This is a genomic window from Streptomyces sp. SDT5-1 (assembly GCF_052245995.1).
Lineage (GTDB): Bacteria > Actinomycetota > Actinomycetes > Streptomycetales > Streptomycetaceae > Streptomyces.
This window is the reverse complement of the sequence record NZ_CM125963.1, coordinates 3,001,982-3,023,015: the sequence shown is the minus strand read 5'-3', so window position 1 is coordinate 3,023,015 and position 21,034 is coordinate 3,001,982. Positions and strand designations below refer to the sequence as shown.

Genomic DNA, 21,034 nt, shown 5'->3' with positions numbered 1-21,034 from the left:
CTAGTGTGAGCCAACTGACAGTCACCGACTTGAGAAATGAATCGTCAACTGTCAGTAGCTGTCATTAGCCTCGAACACATGACTAGTCAGACCACTGTCGACAAGGCGGACCGGGTCCCGGAGCCCGAGTCGGCCCCGACACCAGCCAAGGGGCTGCGCGGTCACCCCTGGTTGACACTCTTCTCCGTGGCGATCGGCGTCATGATGGTCGCCCTCGACGGCACCATCGTCGCCATCGCCAACCCGACCATCAAGAAGGATCTCGGCGCGACCTTCGCCGACGTCCAGTGGATAACCAACGGCTACTTCCTCGCGCTCGCGGTCACCCTGATCACCGCGGGCAAGCTCGGTGACCGGTTCGGCCACCGGCAGACCTTCCTCATCGGCGTGATCGGCTTCGCCGCCGCTTCGGGTGCCATCGGCCTGTCCGACAGCATCGCCTTCGTCATCACCTTCCGCGTGTTCCAGGGCCTGTTCGGCGCGCTGCTCATGCCCGCCGCGCTCGGCCTGCTGCGCGCCACGTTCCCCGCCGAGAAGCTGAACATGGCGATCGGCATCTGGGGCATGGTCATCGGCGCGTCGACCGCCGGTGGTCCGATCGTCGGTGGACTGCTCGTCGAGCACGTCAGCTGGCAGTCGGTCTTCTTCATCAACGTGCCGATCGGCATCCTCGCCCTCGCCCTGGGCCTCTTCATCCTCCTGGACCACCGTGCGGAGAACGCGCCGCGCTCCTTCGACCTGCTCGGCATCGTGCTGCTGTCCGGCGCGATGTTCTGTCTGGTCTGGGCGCTCATCAAGGCGCCGACGTGGGGCTGGGGCGACGGCATGACGTGGGCGTTCATCGGCGGCTCCGTGCTGTGCTTCGCGGTGTTCGCACTGTGGGAGACCCGCGTAGCCGAACCCCTCGTCCCGCTCGGCCTGTTCCGCTCCGTGCCGCTGTCGGCCGGCGTGGTCCTCATGGTGCTCATGGCCATCGCGTTCATGGGCGGCCTGTTCTTCGTCACGTTCTACCTCCAGAACGTGCACGGCATGAGCCCCGTCGAGAGCGGGATGCACCTGCTGCCGCTGACCGGCATGATGATCGTCGGCTCGCCGCTGGCCGGGGCGATGATCACCAAGTTCGGTCCCCGGGTGCCGCTCGCGGGCGGCATGACGCTCACGGCCGCCGCCATGTACGGCATGTCCACGCTGGAGCCGGGGACGGGCAGCGGGATCATGTCCCTCTGGTTCGCCCTGCTCGGGCTCGGCCTCGCGCCCGTGATGGTGGGCGCCACGGAAGTCATCGTCGGCAACGCCCCGTTGGAGCTCTCCGGCGTGGCGGGCGGACTCCAGCAGGCCGCGATGCAGATCGGCGGAAGCCTCGGCACCGCGGTGCTCGGCGCCGTCATGGCGTCCAAGGTCGACAACGATCTCGCCGGGAACTGGAAGGACGCCGGACTCCCGCCGCTCACTCACGGACAGCTGGGCCAGGCGTCGGAGGCCGTCCAGGTCGGCGTCGCCCCGGTCCCGCCGGGCACCCCGCCCGCGCTCGCCGAGAAGATCACGGGCGTCGCGCAGGACACCTTCATCTCGGGCATGAGCATGGCCTGTCTGGTCGCGGCGGGCGTCGCCGTCGTGGCCATCCTCGTGGCGCTGCTGACCAAGCGCGGGGACAACGCGGAGGCCGGTGCGGGCGCCGCCCACATCTGAAACCGCCCATGTGAGGGAGCCCCCGGGGAACTTTCCGGGGGCTTTCGCTTATCCGGGTGACCTCCCTCGACAACCCTTCCCGGAACCGGATCCTCCGGGCCAGAGTGTCTGGCACGCGATCAGTCGCGAACGCAACTGGTCGACACAACACGGGGGTTGAAGCACATGCGCGTTTTCATGACCACGGCTGCCGCCGCGACCGCACTCGCCGCGGTGGCGTTCACGCCAGGACTCGCCACGGCCGCGGCGCCACCGACACTGGGGAACTGCTCGGCGGGACAGCTGTGTCTCTGGGGCAAGAGCGGGTTCAAGGGACCTCGGCACGTCTATGAACTGGCCGACGTCGACATCGAGAGTTGCGTCGCGCTGCCGGAGGGGAGCAGCGCGGCGTCCCTCGCCAACCGGACCGGACGCCCCGTCACCACCTATCAGTCCGCGACCTGCGGGGAGACCGGAGAGTTCCAGACCTACCCCGGCAGCGGTACCTGGGAGCCCGAATCCCCTTACCGCGCAAGGGCGTTCAAGATCTGGGAGAGATAGGGCGGGAACGAGACAGGGGGAGCCGCGCGCGATAGAGCGCGGCAAGCGGGGGTACCCGAAGCATCGCCCGAGTCCGGAATAACTCAGGGAGTGATGATGGCGGGCTTCGGACACACCACGCGCAAGCACCCCCGCTCACGTGGCCGCGCAGGGTCACGGACCGGGCCGGACCGCGCGTCGCTCGGAATCATCGGCCTCATCTGCGCGATCGCCGGCTTCTTCGTCCTGGGGATCGTGCTCGGACCGGCCGCCGTCGTCTGCGGCTGGCTGGCCATGGGCCGACGCTGGACCGGCACGCAGTCGGTGCCGGCGCTCGTCGCGGTCGTGCTCGGTGCGATCGACACGCTGCTCGCGATCGTCTGGATGGCATCGGCCGCCGGGCCCCTCGCGGGCGGAGCGTTCTGAGCACCACCCACCGCTGACGCCGGAGGGCGGCGAGGTCGAAGAGACCTCGCCGCCCTCCACCGGGCTCTGCCGAACACCGAGCTCTGCCGAACACCGAGCTCTGCCGAACCGCTCGCTCAGGCGCCTCGCTCAGGCATCGCCCCCGGCCGCGCCGGGGTCGGCCGCCGAGACGTCGAGCAGCTGGTAGCGGTCGATCGCCTGCTTGAGCACCGAGCGGTCGATCTTGCCCTCGCGCGCCAGCTCGGTCAGCACTCCCACCACCACCGATTGGGCATCGATGTGGAAGAAACGACGCGCGGCGCCTCGGGTGTCCGCGAAACCGAAACCGTCCGCACCCAGCGACTGGTACGTCCCCGGCACCCAGCGCGCGATCTGGTCGGGGACCGCGCGCATCCAGTCGGAGACCGCGATGAACGGGCCCTCCGCCCCGGACAGCTTCTGCGTCACGTAGGGCGTGCGCTGCTCCTCGTCCGGGTGCAGCAGATTGTGGCGTTCTGCTTCCACCGCGTCGCGGCGCAGCTCGTTCCACGACGTCGCGGACCAGACGTCGGCCCGTACGTTCCACTCGTCGGCCAGGATCTGCTGTGCCTCCATCGCCCACGGGACACCGACACCCGACGCCAGGATCTGGGCGGGGATGGTGCCCGCAGTCCCGGTGCTGATGCGGTGGATGCCCTTGATGATGCCCTCGACGTCGACGTCGGCCGGCTCCGCGGGGTGCTGAATGGGCTCGTTGTAGACCGTCAGGTAGTAGAAGACGTCCTCGCCCGCCTTGCCGTCCGCGGTCGGGCCGTACATCCGCCGCAGGCCTTCCTTGACGATGTGCGCGATCTCGTAGGCGTACGCCGGGTCGTAGGCCACGCAGGCGGGGTTCGTGGACGCGAGCAGCTGAGAGTGACCGTCCGCGTGCTGGAGGCCCTCGCCCGTCAGCGTCGTGCGTCCCGCGGTCGCGCCCAGGACGAAGCCACGCGCCAGCTGGTCGCCCATCTGCCAGAACTGGTCGCCGGTGCGCTGGAAACCGAACATCGAGTAGAAGACGTAGACCGGGATCAGCGGCTCGCCGTGGGTCGCGTAGGCAGAGCCGGCGGCGATCAGGGAGGCGGTGCAGCCGGCCTCCGAGATGCCGTCGTGCAGCATCTGGCCGGTCGGCGACTCCTTGTAGGCGAGCAGGAGTTCACGGTCGACGGACTCGTACTGCTGGCCGAGCGGGTTGTAGATCTTCGCGCTCGGGAAGAAGGAGTCCATGCCGAAGGTGCGGTACTCGTCGGGAGCGATCAGCACGAAGCGCTTGCCGATCTCCTTGTCCCGCATCAGGTCCTTGAGCAGCCGGACGAAGGCCATCGTGGTGGCGATCGACTGCTGACCGGAGCCCTTCTTGACGCCCGCGTACGCCTTGTCGTCCGGGAGCTGAAGAGGCTTCGCGCGCACGACGCGGGTCGGGACGTACCCGTCCAGCGCCTTGCGGCGGTCGTGCATGTACTGGATCTCCTCCGAGTCCCGGCCGGGGTGGTAGTACGGCGGGGCGCCGGACTCCAGCTGGGCGTCGGTGATCGGGATGTGCAGCCGGTCGCGGAAGCCCTTGAGGTCGTCGACCGTCAGCTTCTTCATCTGGTGCGTGGCGTTGCGGCCCTCGAAGTTCGGGCCGAGGGTCCAGCCCTTGACCGTCTGCGCCAGGATCACCGTCGGCTGGCCCTTGTGCTCCTTGGCGGCCGTGAACGCGGCGAAGATCTTCTTGTGGTCGTGACCGCCGCGGCCCAGGTGCTGGATCTCCTTGTCGGACATGTTCTCGACCATGGCGCGCAGCCGGTGGTCGTCGCCGAAGAAGTGCTCGCGGATGTAGTCGCCGGTCTCCGTGGCATAGGTCTGGAACTGGCCGTCGGGCGTCGTGTTCAGCCTGTTCACCAGGACGCCGTCGCGGTCCTGGGCGAGCAGCGGGTCCCAGCTGCGGTCCCAGACGAGCTTGATCACGTTCCAGCCGGCGCCGCGGAACTGGGACTCGAGCTCCTGGATGATCTTGCCGTTGCCGCGCACCGGGCCGTCGAGGCGCTGAAGGTTGCAGTTGACGACGAAGGTGAGGTTGTCGAGGCCCTCGCGGGCGGCGATGGAGAGCTGGCCGAGGGACTCGGGCTCGTCCATCTCGCCGTCGCCGAGGAAGGCCCACACGTGCGAATTGGAGGTGTCGGCGATGCCGCGGGCCTCCATGTAGCGGTTCATCCGGGCCTGGAAGATCGCGCCCAGCGGGCCGAGGCCCATCGAGACGGTCGGGAACTCCCAGAAGTCCGGCATGAGGCGCGGGTGCGGGTACGAGGACAGGCCGTTGGGCGCCTTGGACTTCTCCTGGCGGAAGCCGTCGAGCTGCTCCTCGGTGAGCCGGTCGAGCAGATAGGCGCGGGCGTAGATGCCCGGGGACGCGTGGCCCTGGAAGAAGACCTGGTCGCCGCCGTCGCCCTCGTCCTTGCCGCGGAAGAAGTGGTTGAAGCCCACGTCGTACAGCGAGGCGGAGGAGGCGAAGGTGGCGATGTGGCCGCCGACGCCGATGCCGGGCCGCTGCGCGCGGGAGACCATCACCGCCGCGTTCCACCGCGTCGCGTTGAGGACCTTGCGCTCGATGTCCTCGTTGCCGGGGAAGAAGGGCTCGTCCTTGGTGGCGATCGTGTTGATGTAGTCCGTGCTCCGCATCTCGGGCACGGCCACGCGCTTCTCGCGGGCCCGCTCGATCAGCCGGAGCATCAGATACCGGGCCCGCTCGCGGCCGCGCTCGTCGATTGCGGCGTCAAGGGAGTCGAGCCACTCCTGGGTCTCTTCGGGATCGAAGTCCGGGACCTGGCTGGGGAGACCGCCAATGATGATCGGGTTGCGATCGGATCCGGAAACCACGCTGTTCCTTCACTGTCGGTGATGCCACTGTTCCACTGTTGGGTGCGCCGTTGTCCATCGTGTACCTCGAATTCGGAATCGTCATCTCCTCCGAGAGGTAATTCGAGGTCCGGGCCCGCATCCCGACGGCGGTTGCGCTCAAACCGCCACGATACGCCGATTTCGCTCAGGTGTTCCGTGGGGCTGACCGGCGCCGGTCGCGCTCGGTGCTCGGGCAGTCACGGGCAAAGCTGACAGATTGCTGTGGCATACATCACTGCCCAGCGGGGATCCTTGACAGGAGTTGCGGTGACACGGCCTGGAAAGTCACCGTTTCGGCGGTCTTGACGGCCGGGTACTTGCGCGATCCGTCGCGCACGTGTGGACTACGGCCAATGCTTCGCGCGTACGCGAGGCTGTAGACAACTTCGTAAACACGATCAGGAGGCAATCCGTGAGCGCGACCGCGGACCACGCGGAAACGAACCTTGCCGTAAGGCTCGGTTTCCAGCCCGACCAGGTGGTCCAGGAGATCGGCTACGACGACGACGTCGATCAGGAGCTCCGAGAGACCATCGAGGCGGCCATCGGCTCCGAGCTCGTCGACGAGGACTACGACGACGTGGCTGACGCCGTGGTGCTCTGGTTCCGTGAGGACGACGGGGACCTTACTGATGCGTTGGTGGACGCCATCGCTTACATGGAGGAAGGCGGCTCCATCCTGCTGCTGACGCCGAAGACCGGGCGCGACGGCTACGTCGAGGCCAGCGAGATCGGCGAGGCCGCCACCACGGCCGGCCTGACCGCGAGCAAGAGCGTCAGCGCGGGCAAGGACTGGACAGCCAGCCGCCTGGCGACGCCCAAGGCGGCCGCCAAGAAGCGATAGCGGCACCGAAGGACCGAGAACCGTCGTGAGGGCCCCCACGGACGCGCCACCGCGCCCGCGGGGGCCCTCACGCATCACCGGGCGCCCACCCGCGTGCCCCTCGGCGGCATCGAAGGGACGCTCCCCGGCCACCTGCGCGGCAGTGCCCGTACGCGGCCAACTAGGCTGAAGCCACCCGAACAGCCCCACCGAAGGGAAGCTTCACCATGGCGATCGAGGTCGGCACCAAGGCTCCGGAGATCGAGCTCAAGAACCAGCACGGCGAGACCGTGAAGCTCTCGGACTTCCGGGGCGAGAAGAACGTGGTGCTGCTCTTCTACCCGTTCGCCTTCACCGGGGTGTGCACCGGCGAACTGTGCGCGCTGCGCGACGAGTTGCCGAAGTTCGTCAACGACGACGTGCAGCTGCTCGCCGTGTCGAACGACTCGCCGTTCTCGCTGCGCGTCTTCGCCGAGCAGGAGGGCCTGGAGTACCCGCTCCTGAGCGACTTCTGGCCGCACGGCGAGGCCTCGCGCGCGTACGGCGTCTTCGACGAGGAGAAGGGCTGCGCGGTGCGCGGCACGTTCATCATCGACAAGGAGGGCGTGGTCCGCTGGACCGTCGTCAACGGCCTGCCGGACGCCCGTGACCTGAACGAGTACGTCAAGGCGATCGACGCGCTGTAAGGCGACCTGCCGAAAGGCCGGCCGCCGGTGCACGACACCCGGCAGGATCCCTCGCCGGGGGCGGGAACCCCTTACTAGGATCCAGACGTTGATCCGATACCAGAGCAGTACGGGGGCTCCCCGCCCCTAGAGACCATAGGGAGGATTCGTGGGAGTCAGCCTCAGCAAGGGCGGCAACGTATCGCTGAGCAAGGAGGCCCCTGGCCTCACGGCGGTCGTCGTGGGCCTCGGGTGGGATGTCCGCACCACCACGGGCACGGACTTCGACCTGGACGCCAGCGCCATCCTGACCGGCGCCGACGGCAAGGTCCGCAACGACCAGGACTTCGTGTTCTTCAACAATCTGAAGAGCGCCGACGGTTCGGTCGAGCACACCGGTGACAACCTCACCGGTGAGGGCGAGGGCGACGACGAGCAGGTCAAGGTCGACCTCGCGTCGGTCCCCGCCGACGTGGACAAGATCGTGTTCCCGGTCTCGATCTACGACGCCGAGAGCCGTCAGCAGTCCTTCGGCCAGGTGCGCAACGCGTTCATCCGCGTCGTGAACCAGACGGGCGGCGCCGAGATCGCCCGCTACGACCTCTCCGAGGACGCCTCCACGGAGACCGCGATGGTCTTCGGCGAGCTGTACCGCAACGGGGCGGAGTGGAAGTTCCGCGCGGTCGGCCAGGGCTACGCGTCGGGCCTGCGCGGCATCGCGCAGGACTTCGGCGTCAACGTCTGAGCCGAAGCACCGCACCCCGCTCCACCGTCCGGCGCCGCACTCCCGCAGTGCGGCGCCGGACGCGCTCGGCCACCGCACCACCACACCTCGGGGAGGACACGATCATGGGCGTCACGCTCGCCAAGGGAGGCAACGTCTCCCTCTCCAAGGCCGCACCGAACCTCACGCAGGTCCTGGTGGGCCTCGGATGGGACGCACGCTCCACCACCGGAGCCGACTTCGACCTCGACGCCAGCGCGCTGCTGTGCAGCGGCGGCCGGGTCATGGGCGACGAGTGGTTCATCTTCTACAACCAGCTCAAGAGCCCCGACGGTTCGGTCGAGCACACCGGTGACAACCTCACCGGCGAGGGTGAGGGCGACGACGAGTCGATCCTGGTCGACCTCTCCAAGGTCCCGGCCGGCTGCGACAAGATCATCTTCCCGGTCTCCATCCATGACGCGGACAACCGCGGCCAGACCTTCGGTCAGGTCAGCAACGCGTTCATCCGTGTGGTGAACCAGGCGGACGGGCAGGAACTCGCCCGGTACGACCTCTCCGAGGACGCTTCCACCGAAACCGCCATGATCTTTGGCGAGGTGTACCGATACGGAGGAGAGTGGAAGTTCCGGGCGGTCGGCCAGGGGTACGCGTCCGGGCTGCGGGGCATCGCTCTAGACTTCGGGGTCAATGTTTCGTAAAGCCGTGCGCGGAGCGGGGGAGCCCCGTACAACCAGCACGGGGAAACCCGTTCACACGATGGGGTAGCCAGTGGTTCTGAAAACCTTCGGCTGGTCGTTCGCGATCACCGTGCTCGGCTTGATCGCCGCGGTGTTCTACGGCGGATGGGAGGCCTTCGGGGTCGTCGCGATCCTCGCGATCCTCGAAATCTCGCTGTCGTTCGACAACGCGGTGGTCAACGCCGGTGTCCTGAAGAAGATGAATGCCTTCTGGCAGAAGATCTTCCTCACGATCGGCGTGCTGATCGCCGTCTTCGGCATGCGGCTGGTGTTCCCCGTCGTCATCGTCGCCATCAGCGCCAAGATGGGTCCGGTCGAGGCGGTGGACCTGGCGTTCAACCAACCGGACCGCTACCAGCAGCTGGTCACGGACGCCCACCCGTCCATCGCCGCCTTCGGCGGCATGTTCCTGCTCATGATCTTCCTCGACTTCATCTTCGAGGAGCGCGACATCAAGTGGCTGGGCTGGCTCGAGCGCCCGCTCGCCAAGCTCGGCAAGGTCGACATGCTGTCGGTCTGCATCGCCCTGATCGTGCTGCTCATCGCGTCCATGACGGTCGCGGTCCACGCGCACCAGCACGGCGGCGCACACGTCGACAAGCAGGCAACCGTGCTGCTCGCGGGCGTCGGCGGTCTGATCACGTATCTGGTCGTGGGCGGCCTGTCCAGCTTCTTCGAGAACCGTCTCGAGGAAGAGGAGGAGCGCGAGCACGAGGCCGAGGAGCAGGCCAGGCGCGAGGGCAAGCCGCAGTCGGCGGTGCTGCTCGCCGGCAAGGCCGCCTTCTTCATGTTCCTCTACCTCGAGGTCCTGGACGCGTCGTTCTCCTTCGACGGCGTGATCGGCGCCTTCGCGATCACCAACGACATCGTGATGATGGCGCTCGGCCTCGGCATCGGCGCCATGTACGTCCGTTCGCTCACGGTGTACCTGGTCCGCCAGGGCACCCTGGACGACTACGTGTACCTGGAGCACGGCGCGCACTACGCGATCGGCGCGCTCGCCGTGATCCTCCTGGTCACCATCCAGTACGAGATCAACGAGGTCATCACCGGCCTCATCGGCGTCGTCCTGATCGCCTGGTCCTTCCTGTCCTCGGTGCGCCGGAACAAGCGGATCGCGGCCGAAGGCGGAGAGGCCGGCAGCTCGGACAAGGCCGAGGTGTCATCAGGAGTCTGATTCCCGGGTTTGACCCCTGGTGCATTCCTGGAACGCTGTGAGCGGGGCGGTCGTGAGAGGACGAGTCCTCGGCGACCGCCCCGTCGGCATGTACGACGGCACCTTGGGGCACTTGGGGGCGGTATGTCCTTCTGGGACAGGCTATGGCGCGGCAACTCCGCGCAGTTCGAGTTCGATTCGGGCAGCGCGGCGACCAACGCCATCGAACTCACCAAGCGGCATCCGGTCGTCTCGCTCTCCAAACAGGGCGCGGCCACCGGCAATCTGCGGATCAACCTGTCGTGGCAGATGCGGACATCGGACATCGGCGGCCCGAAGCGCAACAGCCTGATGCGGCACCCCTTCAGCATGTTCAAGCCCGATGTGGTGCAGGCACACACCCAGTCGATGGTCAATGTGGACCTCGACCTCGGCTGCCTGTACGAGCTGAAGGACGGCGAGAAGGGTGTCGTACAGCCGCTCGGCAGCTTCTTCGGGGCGCTCAACGAGGCGCCGTACGTGAAGCTCAGCGGCGACGACCGGTTCGGCTCGGCGTCCGGCGAGACCATCTACGTCAATCTCGATCACCGCGACGACATCAAGCGACTGCTGGTGTTCGTCTACATCTACGACCAGACGCCCGCCTTCGACCGTACGCACGCGGTCGTGACGCTGTACCCGAGCAACGGGCCGCGGATCGAGATCAGCCTCGACGAGCGCGCCCCGCAGGCGCGTTCCTGCGCGGTGATCACCATCGAGAACGTGAAGGGCGACTTCGTCGTGCGGCGCGAGGTGCGCTTCGTGTACGGGTTCCAGGCCGAGCTCGACCGGCTGTACGGCTGGGGCCTGCAGTGGGGCAGGGGCTACAAGACCGTCACCGGCCGATGAACTGCGGCCCTTGCGGCGGCAGCTTGAACGCCGGGTCGGGCCACGCCGACACCGGCTGCGGGTACCCGTACGCGGGCGGCTGCTGCTGGGTGGCGGCCGCCGGCGGATAGCCGTACGCGGGCGGCTGCTGGGGCGGCAGCGGGAACGACGTCGCCGCGACCGGGGCCGCCTCCGGCATGGGGCCCGGCGCCGCGACGGGCGGCGCGGGTTCGGGCGCCGGTGCGGGCGCGACGCGGGCGGTCTCGGCCTCGGGGTCGACGGTGCCCGTGGCGGCGGCCTCGGGAGCGGCCTCTGGGGCCGGCTCGGGCTCGGCGGACTCGTCGACCGAGATGCCGAAGTCGGTGGCGAGGCCCACCAGGCCGTTCGAGTAGCCCTCGCCGACCGCGCGCAGCCGCCAGCCGTCGCCGCGGCGGTACAGCTCGCCGCAGATCAGCGCGGTCTCGGCGCCGGTCTCCGGCTTGATGTCGAAGTACGCGAGCGGCTCGGCGGACTCGGAGCCGGCGTCGTACACGGAGAGCCGCAGCGACCGTATGGTCTCGACCGGGGTGCCCTCGGGGTCCGTCGAAGCGGCGACGAGGATCCGGGTGATGTCCGCGGGGACGCCCGCGAGGTCCGCCTGCACGGTGTCCGTCATGCCGTCCGCGACGCGCTTCTGGCCGAGCCGCCAGACCTTCCCCGAGGGGTGGCGGGGCTGGTTGTAGAAGACGAAGTCCTCGTCGGAGCGGACCTGCCCGTCCGCCGTGAGCAGCAGCGCCGAAGCGTCGAGGGTCGCCACGCCCTGCCCCGGGGACCAGTGGAGCACGGCGCGTACCGCTGTGGCTTCGAGCGGGACGTTCGCCCCCTTGAGCATCGCGTGCGTCATGCGGTCATCCTGCCTCCCCGCCGTGCGCCGCGACAACGCGGGGTGCCAAGATCGACATCTCTGTGCGCAGGCGACGTCCGCCGCGGCGCGAGGCCGGAAAGAGCGCACGACATGCGCCAGTTACCAGAATTTCATGGCGCACGGGAACCTTTGACACACCCTTGTACGTACTATTACCGGCCACATCATTTCGGGTGGCCCGGCAGTACGGGGGAGTCTTATGCGGCATTTCGGGCACATTGCCCCTGAGGTGCGAGAGCGCCTGTTTCATGAGGAGCCGCGGGACTTCACCGCGGACTCCCCGCCGCGCATGCTCGCGGCGGCCCTCGGGGCGACGCTCTACAGTCCGGCGACCCGCCCGCACCTCGCGGACGACGTCCTCAAGCAGTCGGCGCGCGGCGTCGTCTCCATGGTGCTGTGCCTGGAGGACTCGATACACGACGGCGAGGTCGCCGACGCCGAGGACAACCTGGTGCGGCAGTTCGCCGACCTCGCGCGCAGGGACGCCGAGGGGGCCGAGCCGCCGCTGCTCTTCGTCCGGGTACGCACCCCCGAGCAGATCACCGACCTCACGGCGCGGCTCGGCGACTCCGTGCGCCTGTTGTCCGGATTCGTACTGCCGAAGTTCACCGAGGAGCGGGGGGTTCCGTTCCTTGAGGCCCTCACCGCCGCCGAGGCCGCCACCGGGCGTCGACTTTTCGCCATGCCCGTCCTCGAGTCGCCGGGGCTGCTCTATCTGGAGACGCGCGGCGAGACCCTCGACGGCATCGCGCGCACCGTCGACAAGTACCGCGACCGCGTCCTCGCGCTGCGCCTCGGCGTCACCGACTTCTGCTCCGCGTACGGGCTGCGCAGGCCGCCCGACATGACGGCGTACGACGTCCACATCGTGGCCTCCGTGATCGCCGACGTGGTCAACAGGCTGGGGCGGGCCGACGGCACCGGGTTCACGGTGACGGGACCCGTCTGGGAGTACTTCCGCCACCAGGAGCGGATGTTCAAGCCGCAGCTGCGCCGCAGCCCCTTCCTGGAGGGGCGGGCCGACGCCCTGCGGCAGGCGCTCATCCAGCACGACATGGACGGGCTGCTGCGCGAGATCGAGCTCGACCGGGCCAACGGGCTGCTCGGCAAGACCTGCATCCACCCCTCGCACGTGCTGCCCGTGCACGCCCTCTCCGTCGTCAGCCACGAGGAGTACAGCGACGCCCGCGACATACTGCGGCCCGAGCGGGGCGGCGGCGGTGTGCTCAGGTCGGCGTACACGAACAAGATGAACGAGGTGAAGCCGCACCGCGCGTGGGCCGAGCGCACGCTGCGGCGCGCGGAGGCGTTCGGGGTGGCGAGGGAAGACGTGGGGTTCGTGGAGCTGCTGACGGCGGGGTTGCCGGGATGAGTGGAGAGGTGACGCAGAGCGGTACCGAGGCCGAGGTGTGGTCCGGCGAGTGGGTCGCCGAGCGGCTCGGGGTGGAGCTGACCGGTGACGAGGGGCTGACGGGGCTGCTCGGCCTCGCGCTGCGGCGCAACCCCAAGCGCGCGCACCTCCTGGTGTCGAACGTGCTGGGCAAGCACGTCCCGCAGCGCCCCTCGGTGGTGTGGGGCGCGGGGCGCGAACTCGGCGAGCGGGTGCGGGAGCTGCTCGGCGACGAGGCGGCGCGCCGCGCGGTCGTCGTCGGCTACGCCGAGACGGCGACGGGCCTTGGCCACTCGGTCGCCGACGGCATCGCCCTCGCGCCCTACCTGCACTCCACGCGCAGGCCCGTCGAGGGGGTGGCTCGGGCGGGCGGCTTCGAGGAGTCCCACTCGCACGCCACCTCGCACCTGCTGCTGCCCGAGGATCCGCGGCTGCTCGCGGGGGACGGCCCGCTGGTCCTCGTCGACGACGAGTTCTCCACGGGGAACACGGTCCTGAACACCATCAGGGCCCTGCACGAGCTGCACGCGCGCGAGCACTACGTCATCGTCGCGCTCGTCGACATGCGCTCCCCGGACGACCAGGGGCGGCTCGAGGAGTTCGCGCGCGAGATCGGCGCCCGGGTCGACCTGGTGGTCGCGGCGCGCGGCACCGTCTCCCTGCCCGACGGGGTGCTCGAGAAGGGGCAGGCGCTCGTCGCGGCCCACGAGGGCGGCGGCGTGCCCGCGCCCCGCAGGGAGCGCGGCGAGATCGTGCGCGTCGACGACCTCGGCTGGCCGGAGGGCGTACCCGACGGCGGGCGGCACGGGTTCACGCCCGCGCACCGGGAGCGCCTGGAGGCCGCCCTGCCCGCCCTGGCCGCGCGCCTCGCGCCGCACCTCGGGGACGGCCGCGTCCTCGTGCTCGGCAACGAAGAGCTGATGTACGCGCCGCTGCGCCTCGCCACCGCGCTGGAGGCGACCGGGGCCGACGTCGCGTACTCGACCACCACCCGCTCGCCGGTCCTCGCCGTCGACGACCCCGGCTACGCGATCCGCAGCCGCCTCGTCTTCCCCGCGCACGACGCGCCGGCCGACGGGCCGGGCGACCGATTCGCGTACAACGTCGCGGGCGGCGGTTTCGACACCGTCGTCGTCGTGCTCGACTCCGTCGGCGACACCGCCGAACTCCACGGGCCCGGAGGGTTGTTGGAGCAGGTCGCCGGGCACGCCTCGCGCGTGGTCGTGGCCGTGGTGCCGTCGTACGTTCCCCAGGAAAGGCCCTCCATGTCGCTGCCCGAGCCGCTGCGCGGCCCCGCGTTCTCCTCGTACGCGCCGGACGAGGTCGGGTGGCTGCTCCAGGACCTCTCCGACGTCACTCTCGAGGCACCCACCGAGGAGCGCGAGGAGGCGATCCAGAGCGGCGGCGCGCACTACGCGGAGTCGCTCCCCGTCGAGTACCAGCCGAGCGCGCAGTACCAGGAGCTGTTCCACGCCGCGCTGGAGACGTCGGCGGAGCGCATCGCGCGCGCGGTCGGCGTCGTCACCGAGACGGTGCTCGCGGAGCGCTCGCCGCGCCCGGTCCTGGTGTCGCTCGCGCGCGCGGGCACGCCGGTCGGCGTGCTCATGCGGCGCTGGGCACTGCGCAGGCACGGGCTCGAACTGCCGCACTACGCGGTGTCCATCGTGCGCGGGCGCGGGATCGACGCGAACGCGCTGCGCTGGCTCGCCGCGCACCACGACCCGGCGGACGTGGTGTTCGTCGACGGATGGACCGGCAAGGGGGCGATCACGCGGGAACTCGCCGCCGCCGTCGCCGAGTTCGAGGGCTTCGACCCGGAGATCGCGGTGCTCGCCGACCCGGGGTCCTGCGTGCGGACGTACGGGACGCGGGAGGACTTCCTCATACCCTCGGCCTGCCTCAACTCCACGGTGTCCGGGCTCATTTCGCGGACCGTGCTGCGCTCCGACCTCGTCGGGCCCGACGACTTCCACGGCGCGAAGTTCTACGCCGAGCTGGCGGACTCCGACGTCTCGGGGCGGTTCCTCGACGCGGTGGAGGAGCGGTTCGACGCGGTCGCGGAGGCGGTCGACGCCGAGGTCAAGGAGCTGCAGGGGCGGGACAGGACGCCCACGTGGGAGGGCTGGGCCGCCGTCGAGCGGATCAGCGAGGAGTACGGGATCCACGACGTGAACCTCGTGAAGCCGGGCGTCGGGGAGACGACGCGGGTGCTGCTGCGGCGCGTGCCGTGGAAGATCCTCGCGCGGGCGGACGCCGGGGCGGACCTCGACCATGTGCGGCTGCTGGCCGAGCAGCGGGGTGTGCCCGTGGAGGTGGTGGACGAACTGCCGTACAGCTGCGTCGGGTTGATCCACCCGAAGTACACGCGCGGCGCGACGGGCACGGACGGCAGGGCGGTGGCGGCCAAGTGACCACCGTGGTGGCGAGCGACCTCGACCGTACGCTCATCTACTCCGCCGGCGCGCTCGGCCTCACCGTGCCGGACGCGCAGGCGCCGCGGCTGCTGTGCGTCGAGGTGTACGAGGGGCGGCCCCTGTCGTACGTGACCGAGGACGCGGCCGAGCTGCTGGTCGAGCTGGGGCGGCGTGCGGTGTTCGTGCCGACGACGACGCGGACGCGGGAGCAGTACGGGCGGGTGCGGTTGCCGGGGGCGGCGCCGAAGTACGCGATCTGTGCGAACGGGGGGCACCTGCTGGTCGACGGGGTGTCCGATCCGGAATGGCGGCGGGCCGTCGGCGAGCGGATCGCGGCGGAGTGTGCGCCGCTCGGTGAGGTGCGGGAGCGGATGGTGTCCGCGGCGGATCCGGCGTGGCTGCTCAAGGAGCGGGTGGCGGAGGACCTGTTCGCGTATCTGGTGGTCGACCGGGAGGCGTTGCCGGAGGGGTGGGTCAAGGAGCTCGGGGCGTGGGCCGACGAGGTCGGTTGGGGGGTGTCGCTTCAGGGGCGGAAGGTGTATGCCGTGCCGAAGCCGTTGACCAAGGGGGCGGCTGTGCGGGAGGTCGCGCGGCGGGTCGGGGCGGGGTTGACGCTGGGCGCGGGTGACTCCCTCCTCGACGCCGACCTGCTCGACGCGGTCGACCGGGGTTGGCGTCCCGGCCACGGTGAGCTGGCGGATGTGGGCTGGACGTCACCCGGGGTGACGGTTCTGGCGGAGCGTGGGGTTGCGGCGGGGGAGGCGGTCCTGCGGGGCTTCTTGGGTGAGCTTTGAGGTGGACCGGGGGTGTGAGCCGTGCCGTGGCCGACGCCTGCCGTTCTCGTTGCGCGGCACCGGGGTGCCTGTGCCTTGCCGGGGTCGGCGCCTGACGCGGGTGACGGCTAGCCGTAGCTGTTGCGGTTGTCCGTGGCGGGCACGGCTGACCGCACCGGTTGCGGCTGATCGTCGTGCCGACGCCCCCGGAGGGGCGGGTGGGTGGGGGCTTGGGCGGCGGAGGTGCTGGAGGTGGGGGCCAGACAGTGGGCTGCCTGGTGGGGCCGTGCGGGTGGGCAAATCCAGCCCCTGCGGCGTTTGAGCAGCGGGGTCCGGGGCGGAGCCCCGTGGCGTAGGGCCGCGAGGCCAGGTCAGGCGCAGCAGCCGCCGCCGCAGCATCCACCGCCACCGCCACCGCCACCCGCCGCCGGCGGAGCCGAAGACGTTCCGGAGACCGAGACCGTCGACAGGAGTTTCGTCGTGGTCTCGTGGCCGTCGGGGCACGTCGCCGGTGCCGAGGACTCGGCCATCGGGCGCGTGAGCTCGAACGTGGTGGCGCAGGTGCGGCAGCGGTACTCGTAGCGTGGCATGCGCCAAGAGTACGGAGTGGGGTTCACGCCTGGTGGCGGGCCCGCCAGTACGGGTTGTCGTGCGGCAGCGTCCCGCTGACCCGCCCGTACATGCCGAAGAACATCAGCAGCAGGCCGACGACAAAGCTGAACAGCACGTTCTGGATGCGGAACGCCAGGAAGTTGAGGCTGGTGTCGAGCAGCGCCAGGTTCACGAAGCCGCTGAGGATGAAGAGGATGCCCAGCGTCATGTTGAGCGTCGACGCGAAGTTGCCGCCGATCACCATCCCCACGAACAGCAGCAGCCCGACGCAGATGGACAGGACGCTCAGCGCGCCGTTCGTGCTCAGTCCCGCCACCGTGTCCCCGCGGGTGTCGAAGAAGCCGATCTTGTCGATGAGGCCGAGGACGCCGAAGGCGAGCAGGACGAGTCCCATCAGGCCCGCCCCGGTGCGGTACACCTTGCTGAGCCGGTGATCGAGGGGCAGATGCTCGTCGAGCGTGACGTGGCGTCGGGGCCTGGGGTGCAGTACGTGCGTGGACATGTCGCCTCGCCTTCGTACAGGTGGTACGTACCTCAAGGATCCGCCCAACCCACGGCGAACGCCAACGTCAGGCGCCGCCGCCCCGCTCCTCACGGATCTGCGTGACGACCCGGGCCACGGTCCGCCGCACGCCCTCCGTCTCCGTCAGGAAGTGCCAGTAGTCGGGGTGCCGCCCCTCCAGGCCGGCGACGGCCCGGTCGAGGCGGGCCACGGAGTCGTCGAGGGGTCGCGCGTGCCGCGGGTCGGGCGTGGAGCGGCCCGCCATGGCGAGCCGCTGGGCGTCCCGGATCGCGAACCGGGTGCGGTCGATCTCCGCCCGCGGATCCTTCGCCACCGCGTTCAGCCGCTGCAAGCGGTCGGAGGCCGCCGAGACCGACTCGTCCGTCGCGTTCAGGAGCGCCCGGACCGTGGAGAGCAGCGCCGTCGCGTTCGGCCAGTCCTGGCTCGACCGCGCCGAGCGGGCCTCGGCCAGCTTGGACTCGGCCTGCCGCACGTTCCGCTCGGCCGTCTCCGGCACGGACTGGAGGTCCTGCCAGCACGCGGCGGTGAACCGGCGCCGCAGCTCGCTCAGGACCGGCTCGACCTGCCCGGCCCGCGTCTGGAGGGCCTGGGCCCGGGTGCGCAGCGAGACGAGCCGGCGGTCGATCTCCGCGGCCCGCTCGGGCAGCCGCTCGGCCTCGGCCCGTACGGACTCGGCGTCCCGGGCGACCCGCTCGGCGCGCTCCAGGGTCTCCGGTACGCCGTGCTGCCCCGCCCCCTGGTTCAGCTTGGTCAGTTCGGGGCCGAGGGCGGCGAGTCGGGCCGCGAGCTCGTCGGCCTTCAGGCCCGCCTCGCGTACGGAGTCGAGCGCGGTCGTCGCGGCGAGCAGCGCCTGCCGGGCGCGCTCCACGGACGGGGCGACGCGGGCCAGCTGGGTCTCCGCCTTGCCGAGCAGTGGCCCGATGCCCTGCGCGAAGCGGTCCAGGTCCTGCTTGACCTGCGTCAACTGCTGCTTCGCCTGCGTCAGTTGGGCATGGGCGCGGGAGGCGGCCGATGCCTCCAGGTCGTCCCGGTCCAGGTCGGTGGCGTCGACGGCGGTGATGTACTGCCCGCTGACCTCGTCGATACGGCGGCCGAGGCCCGCGAACTCGTCGACGGCGCGGCGGGCGGCGGGCGAGTCGTCGACCGCGGTGATCGTCTCTATCGAGATCCGCAGATCGCGCTGGGCGGTGTCCAGCTCGTAGAAGGCGGCGGCCGCGTCGTCCTTCGCGGCCTGCGCCTGGGCCCGCTGCGACTCGGCGCGGCCCCCGAACCACCGCCGGGTGCCCCCGGCGTTGAACGCGCCCGCGAGCGCGGCCGTGAGCAGGGGAAGCGGGAGGGCGACCAGCGTCAGGGTGTCCGTGAGGGCGCGTCCGACGGCCGGGGCGGGGCGCCGGGAAGTGCGGGCGGACGACTGACGCGGGTTCCTCGTGGTCGTCGTCGCCGTCACTAACCTCTCCCGCGCTGTCCGTGCCGTCATCAGCTCTGCCCGGTCCATTCTCCCATCGGTTAATGACGAACACACGGGCCCGTTAGTTCGCGGTTCGGTGGGCGACTTTCGCCGGAGATGCGCCGGGGATCACCTGTTTGCCGAGCAGGGGTGCCGGCAAGGTAGGCTGTCGACTCGTCCTGGCCGCGCGCCGGGATCACGGGCGCGTAGCTCAGGGGTAGAGCGTCTGCCTTACAAGCAGAATGTCGGCGGTTCGAAACCGTCCGCGCCCACCGTGAAGGAAGGCCCTCCGGCGATCACGCCCGGGGGCCTTCGTCGTTCCCGGGCTCTTCCGAGGTCTCGCGGTCGAGCGCGTCGTGCACGTGCTTGAGGCGGGCGCGGGCCCGCACCGCGTCGGCGCCCGTCAGCTGGGACCAGTACCGGTGGCACGTCACGAAGACGGCCAGTTCCAGTTCGCGCCTGCGGAGTTTCTCGACCTCCGCCTGGTCGTCCTCGCTCCATCCCGGCGAGGCCGCGCGCTCCATCCTGCGCCAGCCCTGGGTGTCGATGACGGCGTCGTGAGGCTCCACCGACCAGGGCAGCCGCTTGAGCAGGGCCAGGAGTTCGGCCCTGATCTGATGCAGCTCGGCCTGGCCGGCGAGGAGGTCGCTGGGGAAGTCGAAGTCGGAATCATCGATCGCTGCCACCCCTCAATGGTACGTCTGTTCGAATTCAGGGTGCGAGCAACTTCGGGTAGTTCCTGGGCCGGTTCACGCGAACGTGTGGTCGATCGCCGGGTGCGGGGCGCCGTCCGGCGGCAGACTGGAGGCATGTGCCGCAGCATCAAGACCCTTCGCCCGCCCGCGCTCCCCGAAGAGGCCACCGAGGACGAGATCAGGGCCGCCGCCCTCCAGTACGTGCGGAAGGTGTCCGGCTTCCGGGCGCCCGCCGCGCACAACCGAGAAGTGTTCGAACGGGCCGTCGACGACATCGCCCGCGCCACCGCCGAACTCCTCGACGGCCTGGAGATCCGCGGCGCCCACCGCCCCGCCCAGGCCTCCTGAGCCGAGCGCGAAGGGCTCACGCCTCCTGAGTCGCCGCGGGCCTGCGCATCACGTACGCCGCCACCGCCCCCGCGCCCACGAGCGCGAGGACCGAGACGACCGTGGAGAGCCAGCTCGCGCCCAGCCACTGGGCGCCGAAGTAACCGAGCGCCACGCTGTACGCGGCCCAGGCCACGCCCGCCGCGACCGACCACGGCAGGAACTCGCGCACGCGGCGGTGCGCCGTGCCCGCGGCGAAGGAGACGACCGAGCGGCCCGCGGGCGCGAACCGGGCGATGATCACCAGGACCCCGCCGCTGGACCGCGCGAGCGCCCCGCCGAGACGTTCCTGCGCGGTGCTCAGGCGCCGCGAGCGAGCCAGCGCCCGGTCCAGACGCTCGCCGCCGCGCCACGCGAGCCGATACGCGAAGAGGTCGCCGAGCACCGAGGCCGTCGCGGCGCACAGGGTGAGGGCGAGCAGATCGGGGAGGTTCGGGTGCGGCACGCCGCCGGTCGCGGCGGCGCCGCCCGCGGTCGCCGTCGCCGCGGCGATCACCAGGAAGCCGCTCGGCAGGACGGGCACGAAGACGTCGAAGAGGACGGAGAGCGCCACGATCGCGTAGATCCATGAACTGTCGGTCAAGGACCCCAGGACATCTTGCAGCACCGTTCGCCTACTCCCGTACGGACCGTTCCGGTTCTCTCCGGCCGTTCCCTCCCGACAGGAGCGGCTGACATGACAGCTCTACAGCGTACGCCTCAGGAGTGACTGAAGTGGCGAAAGGGGCACAGTTGTTCCGGATCTCACGTTCCCGCGTGTTCCTCCCGTGATCGGTCGGTCACCTCCCGTACCAACAAGCCAGTATGCGTACGGGTCCCGTGACCCGAAGTGATCGGAGGAACCGGAAATGCTGGCAAAAGTAGTGACCGGGGCGGCAGCGGCGGCCCTGCTCGCGGTCGGGAGCGGCGGCGCCGACGCGACGACGGCCTACCGGATCGTGGCGCCGGGGCAGTTCGCGCCGCCCAACGCCCTGATCGCGTCCTCGGCGCTCACGTACGACAACGAGCTCGTGCCTCCCGCGTCGGAGATCAGAGTGGTGCAGCAGGGCGACGACACGTCCGGCATGACCGTGAGCATGACCGTCAAGGGGCTCGTCCCCGGTCACGAGTACGGGGCGCACGTGCACCAGAAGGCGTGCGGCGCCGACCCCGAGGCGGCGGGCGGGCACTACCAGCACGTGCAGGACCCGAAGCAGGCGAACGCCGAGAACGAGCTCTGGCTCGACTTCACCGCCGACGCCGAGGGCGACGGCGCGGCGAAGGTCCACAAGGCGTGGGGGCTGCGCCCCGGCGGCGCGGCGTCCATCGTGATCCACGACAAGCCCGGCTCGTCGGGCGAGCGCGTGGCCTGCTTCACCGTCCCGTTCGTCGGGGTCGACTGA

At 70.1% G+C, this 21,034-nt stretch carries 21 protein-coding genes and 1 tRNA gene; 15 read left to right on the top strand and 7 right to left on the bottom strand.

Annotation, left to right across the window (positions count from 1 at the left end; translation table 11 throughout):
- The first annotated feature begins 78 nt into the window (after positions 1-78).
- The 3 genes from ACTWJ8_RS14160 (at position 79) to ACTWJ8_RS14150 (ending at position 2,634) form a co-directional block, all read left to right on the top strand.
- On the top strand, positions 79-1,689 hold the full coding sequence (locus ACTWJ8_RS14160; RefSeq protein ID WP_356377413.1) for an MFS transporter: 1,611 nt from the start codon (positions 79-81) through the stop codon (positions 1,687-1,689).
- 177 nt (positions 1,690-1,866) lie between these two features.
- Positions 1,867-2,229, top strand: a complete 363-nt coding sequence (locus ACTWJ8_RS14155) for a peptidase inhibitor family I36 protein (RefSeq protein ID WP_356377416.1) — start codon at positions 1,867-1,869, stop codon at positions 2,227-2,229.
- Positions 2,230-2,322: 93 nt separating this feature from the next.
- A complete protein-coding gene (locus ACTWJ8_RS14150; protein WP_356377419.1) occupies positions 2,323-2,634 on the top strand; it encodes a small hydrophobic protein in 312 nt (103 codons plus the stop codon).
- Between the two features lie 129 nt (positions 2,635-2,763).
- Here the strand turns inward: ACTWJ8_RS14150 and aceE are convergent, their stop codons facing one another.
- Positions 2,764-5,511: a pyruvate dehydrogenase (acetyl-transferring), homodimeric type gene (gene aceE, locus ACTWJ8_RS14145; protein WP_356377422.1), complete on the bottom strand. Its 2,748-nt coding sequence runs from the start codon at positions 5,509-5,511 to the stop codon at positions 2,764-2,766.
- A 433-nt stretch (positions 5,512-5,944) separates the two neighbouring features.
- On the opposite strand from aceE, the gene ACTWJ8_RS14140 reads away from it, so the two are divergent.
- The 6 genes from ACTWJ8_RS14140 to ACTWJ8_RS14115 all read left to right on the top strand — a co-directional run bounded on the left by ACTWJ8_RS14140 (position 5,945) and on the right by ACTWJ8_RS14115 (position 10,528).
- The gene (locus ACTWJ8_RS14140) at positions 5,945-6,376 is read left to right on the top strand and encodes a DUF3052 domain-containing protein (RefSeq protein WP_356377425.1); all 432 of its coding nucleotides are present in this window, start codon (positions 5,945-5,947) and stop codon (positions 6,374-6,376) included.
- Positions 6,377-6,582: 206 nt separating this feature from the next.
- The gene (locus ACTWJ8_RS14135; protein ID WP_356377428.1) at positions 6,583-7,041 is read left to right on the top strand and encodes a peroxiredoxin; all 459 of its coding nucleotides are present in this window, start codon (positions 6,583-6,585) and stop codon (positions 7,039-7,041) included.
- Between the two features lie 148 nt (positions 7,042-7,189).
- Positions 7,190-7,765, top strand: a complete 576-nt coding sequence (locus ACTWJ8_RS14130) for a TerD family protein (RefSeq protein ID WP_356377431.1) — start codon at positions 7,190-7,192, stop codon at positions 7,763-7,765.
- Between the two features lie 104 nt (positions 7,766-7,869).
- Positions 7,870-8,445: a TerD family protein gene (locus ACTWJ8_RS14125; RefSeq protein ID WP_356377434.1), complete on the top strand. Its 576-nt coding sequence runs from the start codon at positions 7,870-7,872 to the stop codon at positions 8,443-8,445.
- A gap of 70 nt (positions 8,446-8,515) precedes the next feature.
- The gene (locus ACTWJ8_RS14120) at positions 8,516-9,661 is read left to right on the top strand and encodes a DUF475 domain-containing protein (protein WP_356377437.1); all 1,146 of its coding nucleotides are present in this window, start codon (positions 8,516-8,518) and stop codon (positions 9,659-9,661) included.
- A 123-nt stretch (positions 9,662-9,784) separates the two neighbouring features.
- Positions 9,785-10,528: a TerD family protein gene (locus tag ACTWJ8_RS14115; protein WP_356377440.1), complete on the top strand. Its 744-nt coding sequence runs from the start codon at positions 9,785-9,787 to the stop codon at positions 10,526-10,528.
- Here the strand turns inward: ACTWJ8_RS14115 and ACTWJ8_RS14110 are convergent.
- A complete protein-coding gene (locus ACTWJ8_RS14110) occupies positions 10,515-11,390 on the bottom strand; it encodes a TerD family protein (RefSeq protein WP_443264000.1) in 876 nt (291 codons plus the stop codon). The two genes, ACTWJ8_RS14115 and ACTWJ8_RS14110, sit on opposite strands and share 14 nt — an antisense overlap.
- Before the next feature lie 220 nt (positions 11,391-11,610).
- On the opposite strand from ACTWJ8_RS14110, the gene ACTWJ8_RS14105 reads away from it, so the two are divergent.
- Genes ACTWJ8_RS14105 through ACTWJ8_RS14095 form a run of 3 tightly spaced genes read left to right on the top strand, consistent with a single transcriptional unit; the run spans position 11,611 to position 16,009 of the window.
- Positions 11,611-12,783 (top strand): HpcH/HpaI aldolase/citrate lyase family protein, encoded by a 1,173-nt coding sequence (locus tag ACTWJ8_RS14105; RefSeq protein WP_443263999.1) that lies wholly within the window; start codon positions 11,611-11,613, stop codon positions 12,781-12,783.
- An 8-nt stretch (positions 12,784-12,791) separates the two neighbouring features.
- Positions 12,792-15,212, top strand: a complete 2,421-nt coding sequence (locus tag ACTWJ8_RS14100; protein WP_443263998.1) for a phosphoribosyltransferase — start codon at positions 12,792-12,794, stop codon at positions 15,210-15,212.
- Positions 15,209-16,009, top strand: coding sequence for an HAD family hydrolase (locus ACTWJ8_RS14095; RefSeq protein WP_443263997.1), 801 nt, complete (start codon positions 15,209-15,211; stop codon positions 16,007-16,009). Before ACTWJ8_RS14100 ends, ACTWJ8_RS14095 begins: the two co-directional genes overlap by 4 nt.
- A gap of 350 nt (positions 16,010-16,359) precedes the next feature.
- On the opposite strand, the gene ACTWJ8_RS14090 is transcribed toward ACTWJ8_RS14095, so the two are convergent.
- The 3 genes from ACTWJ8_RS14090 to ACTWJ8_RS14080 all read right to left on the bottom strand — a co-directional run bounded on the left by ACTWJ8_RS14090 (position 16,360) and on the right by ACTWJ8_RS14080 (position 18,600).
- On the bottom strand, positions 16,360-16,578 hold the full coding sequence (locus ACTWJ8_RS14090; protein ID WP_443263996.1) for an FmdB family zinc ribbon protein: 219 nt from the start codon (positions 16,576-16,578) through the stop codon (positions 16,360-16,362).
- Between the two features lie 23 nt (positions 16,579-16,601).
- Complete coding sequence (locus ACTWJ8_RS14085) at positions 16,602-17,102, bottom strand: DUF4383 domain-containing protein (protein ID WP_356377457.1); 501 nt, start codon at positions 17,100-17,102, stop codon at positions 16,602-16,604.
- 67 nt (positions 17,103-17,169) lie between these two features.
- Positions 17,170-18,600, bottom strand: coding sequence for a hypothetical protein (locus ACTWJ8_RS14080; RefSeq protein WP_443263995.1), 1,431 nt, complete (start codon positions 18,598-18,600; stop codon positions 17,170-17,172).
- Positions 18,601-18,770: 170 nt separating this feature from the next.
- Between ACTWJ8_RS14080 and ACTWJ8_RS14075 the strand changes: the two genes are divergently transcribed.
- A tRNA-Val gene (locus ACTWJ8_RS14075) sits at positions 18,771-18,842 on the top strand.
- A gap of 24 nt (positions 18,843-18,866) precedes the next feature.
- Here ACTWJ8_RS14075 and ACTWJ8_RS14070 read toward each other — a convergent pair.
- On the bottom strand, positions 18,867-19,256 hold the full coding sequence (locus tag ACTWJ8_RS14070; RefSeq protein WP_356377460.1) for a hypothetical protein: 390 nt from the start codon (positions 19,254-19,256) through the stop codon (positions 18,867-18,869).
- Positions 19,257-19,379: 123 nt separating this feature from the next.
- Between ACTWJ8_RS14070 and ACTWJ8_RS14065 the strand changes: the two genes are divergently transcribed.
- Positions 19,380-19,613 (top strand): DUF2277 domain-containing protein, encoded by a 234-nt coding sequence (locus ACTWJ8_RS14065; RefSeq protein WP_356377463.1) that lies wholly within the window; start codon positions 19,380-19,382, stop codon positions 19,611-19,613.
- Between the two features lie 16 nt (positions 19,614-19,629).
- On the opposite strand, the gene ACTWJ8_RS14060 is transcribed toward ACTWJ8_RS14065, so the two are convergent.
- Positions 19,630-20,256 (bottom strand): DedA family protein, encoded by a 627-nt coding sequence (locus ACTWJ8_RS14060; RefSeq protein WP_443264886.1) that lies wholly within the window; start codon positions 20,254-20,256, stop codon positions 19,630-19,632.
- Between the two features lie 244 nt (positions 20,257-20,500).
- Between ACTWJ8_RS14060 and ACTWJ8_RS14055 the strand changes: the two genes are divergently transcribed.
- The gene (locus ACTWJ8_RS14055) at positions 20,501-21,034 is read left to right on the top strand and encodes a superoxide dismutase family protein (protein ID WP_356377466.1); all 534 of its coding nucleotides are present in this window, start codon (positions 20,501-20,503) and stop codon (positions 21,032-21,034) included.

Bases quoted from the DNA above. Each gene is read 5' to 3' on its own strand.
- ACTWJ8_RS14160 (WP_356377413.1), top strand. From the start codon at position 79: ATGACTAGTCAGACCACTGTCGACAAGGCGGACCGGGTCCCGGAGCCC.
- ACTWJ8_RS14155 (WP_356377416.1), top strand. From the start codon at position 1,867: ATGACCACGGCTGCCGCCGCGACCGCACTCGCCGCGGTGGCGTTCACG.
- ACTWJ8_RS14150 (WP_356377419.1), top strand. From the start codon at position 2,323: ATGATGGCGGGCTTCGGACACACCACGCGCAAGCACCCCCGCTCACGT.
- ACTWJ8_RS14135 (WP_356377428.1), top strand. From the start codon at position 6,583: ATGGCGATCGAGGTCGGCACCAAGGCTCCGGAGATCGAGCTCAAGAAC.
- ACTWJ8_RS14125 (WP_356377434.1), top strand. From the start codon at position 7,870: ATGGGCGTCACGCTCGCCAAGGGAGGCAACGTCTCCCTCTCCAAGGCC.
- ACTWJ8_RS14115 (WP_356377440.1), top strand. From the start codon at position 9,785: ATGTCCTTCTGGGACAGGCTATGGCGCGGCAACTCCGCGCAGTTCGAG.
- ACTWJ8_RS14110 (WP_443264000.1), bottom strand. From the start codon at position 11,390: ATGACGCACGCGATGCTCAAGGGGGCGAACGTCCCGCTCGAAGCCACA.
- ACTWJ8_RS14105 (WP_443263999.1), top strand. From the start codon at position 11,611: ATGCGGCATTTCGGGCACATTGCCCCTGAGGTGCGAGAGCGCCTGTTT.
- ACTWJ8_RS14090 (WP_443263996.1), bottom strand. From the start codon at position 16,578: ATGCCACGCTACGAGTACCGCTGCCGCACCTGCGCCACCACGTTCGAG.
- ACTWJ8_RS14085 (WP_356377457.1), bottom strand. From the start codon at position 17,102: ATGTCCACGCACGTACTGCACCCCAGGCCCCGACGCCACGTCACGCTC.
- ACTWJ8_RS14080 (WP_443263995.1), bottom strand. From the start codon at position 18,600: ATGACGGCACGGACAGCGCGGGAGAGGTTAGTGACGGCGACGACGACC.
- ACTWJ8_RS14065 (WP_356377463.1), top strand. From the start codon at position 19,380: ATGTGCCGCAGCATCAAGACCCTTCGCCCGCCCGCGCTCCCCGAAGAG.
- ACTWJ8_RS14055 (WP_356377466.1), top strand. From the start codon at position 20,501: ATGCTGGCAAAAGTAGTGACCGGGGCGGCAGCGGCGGCCCTGCTCGCG.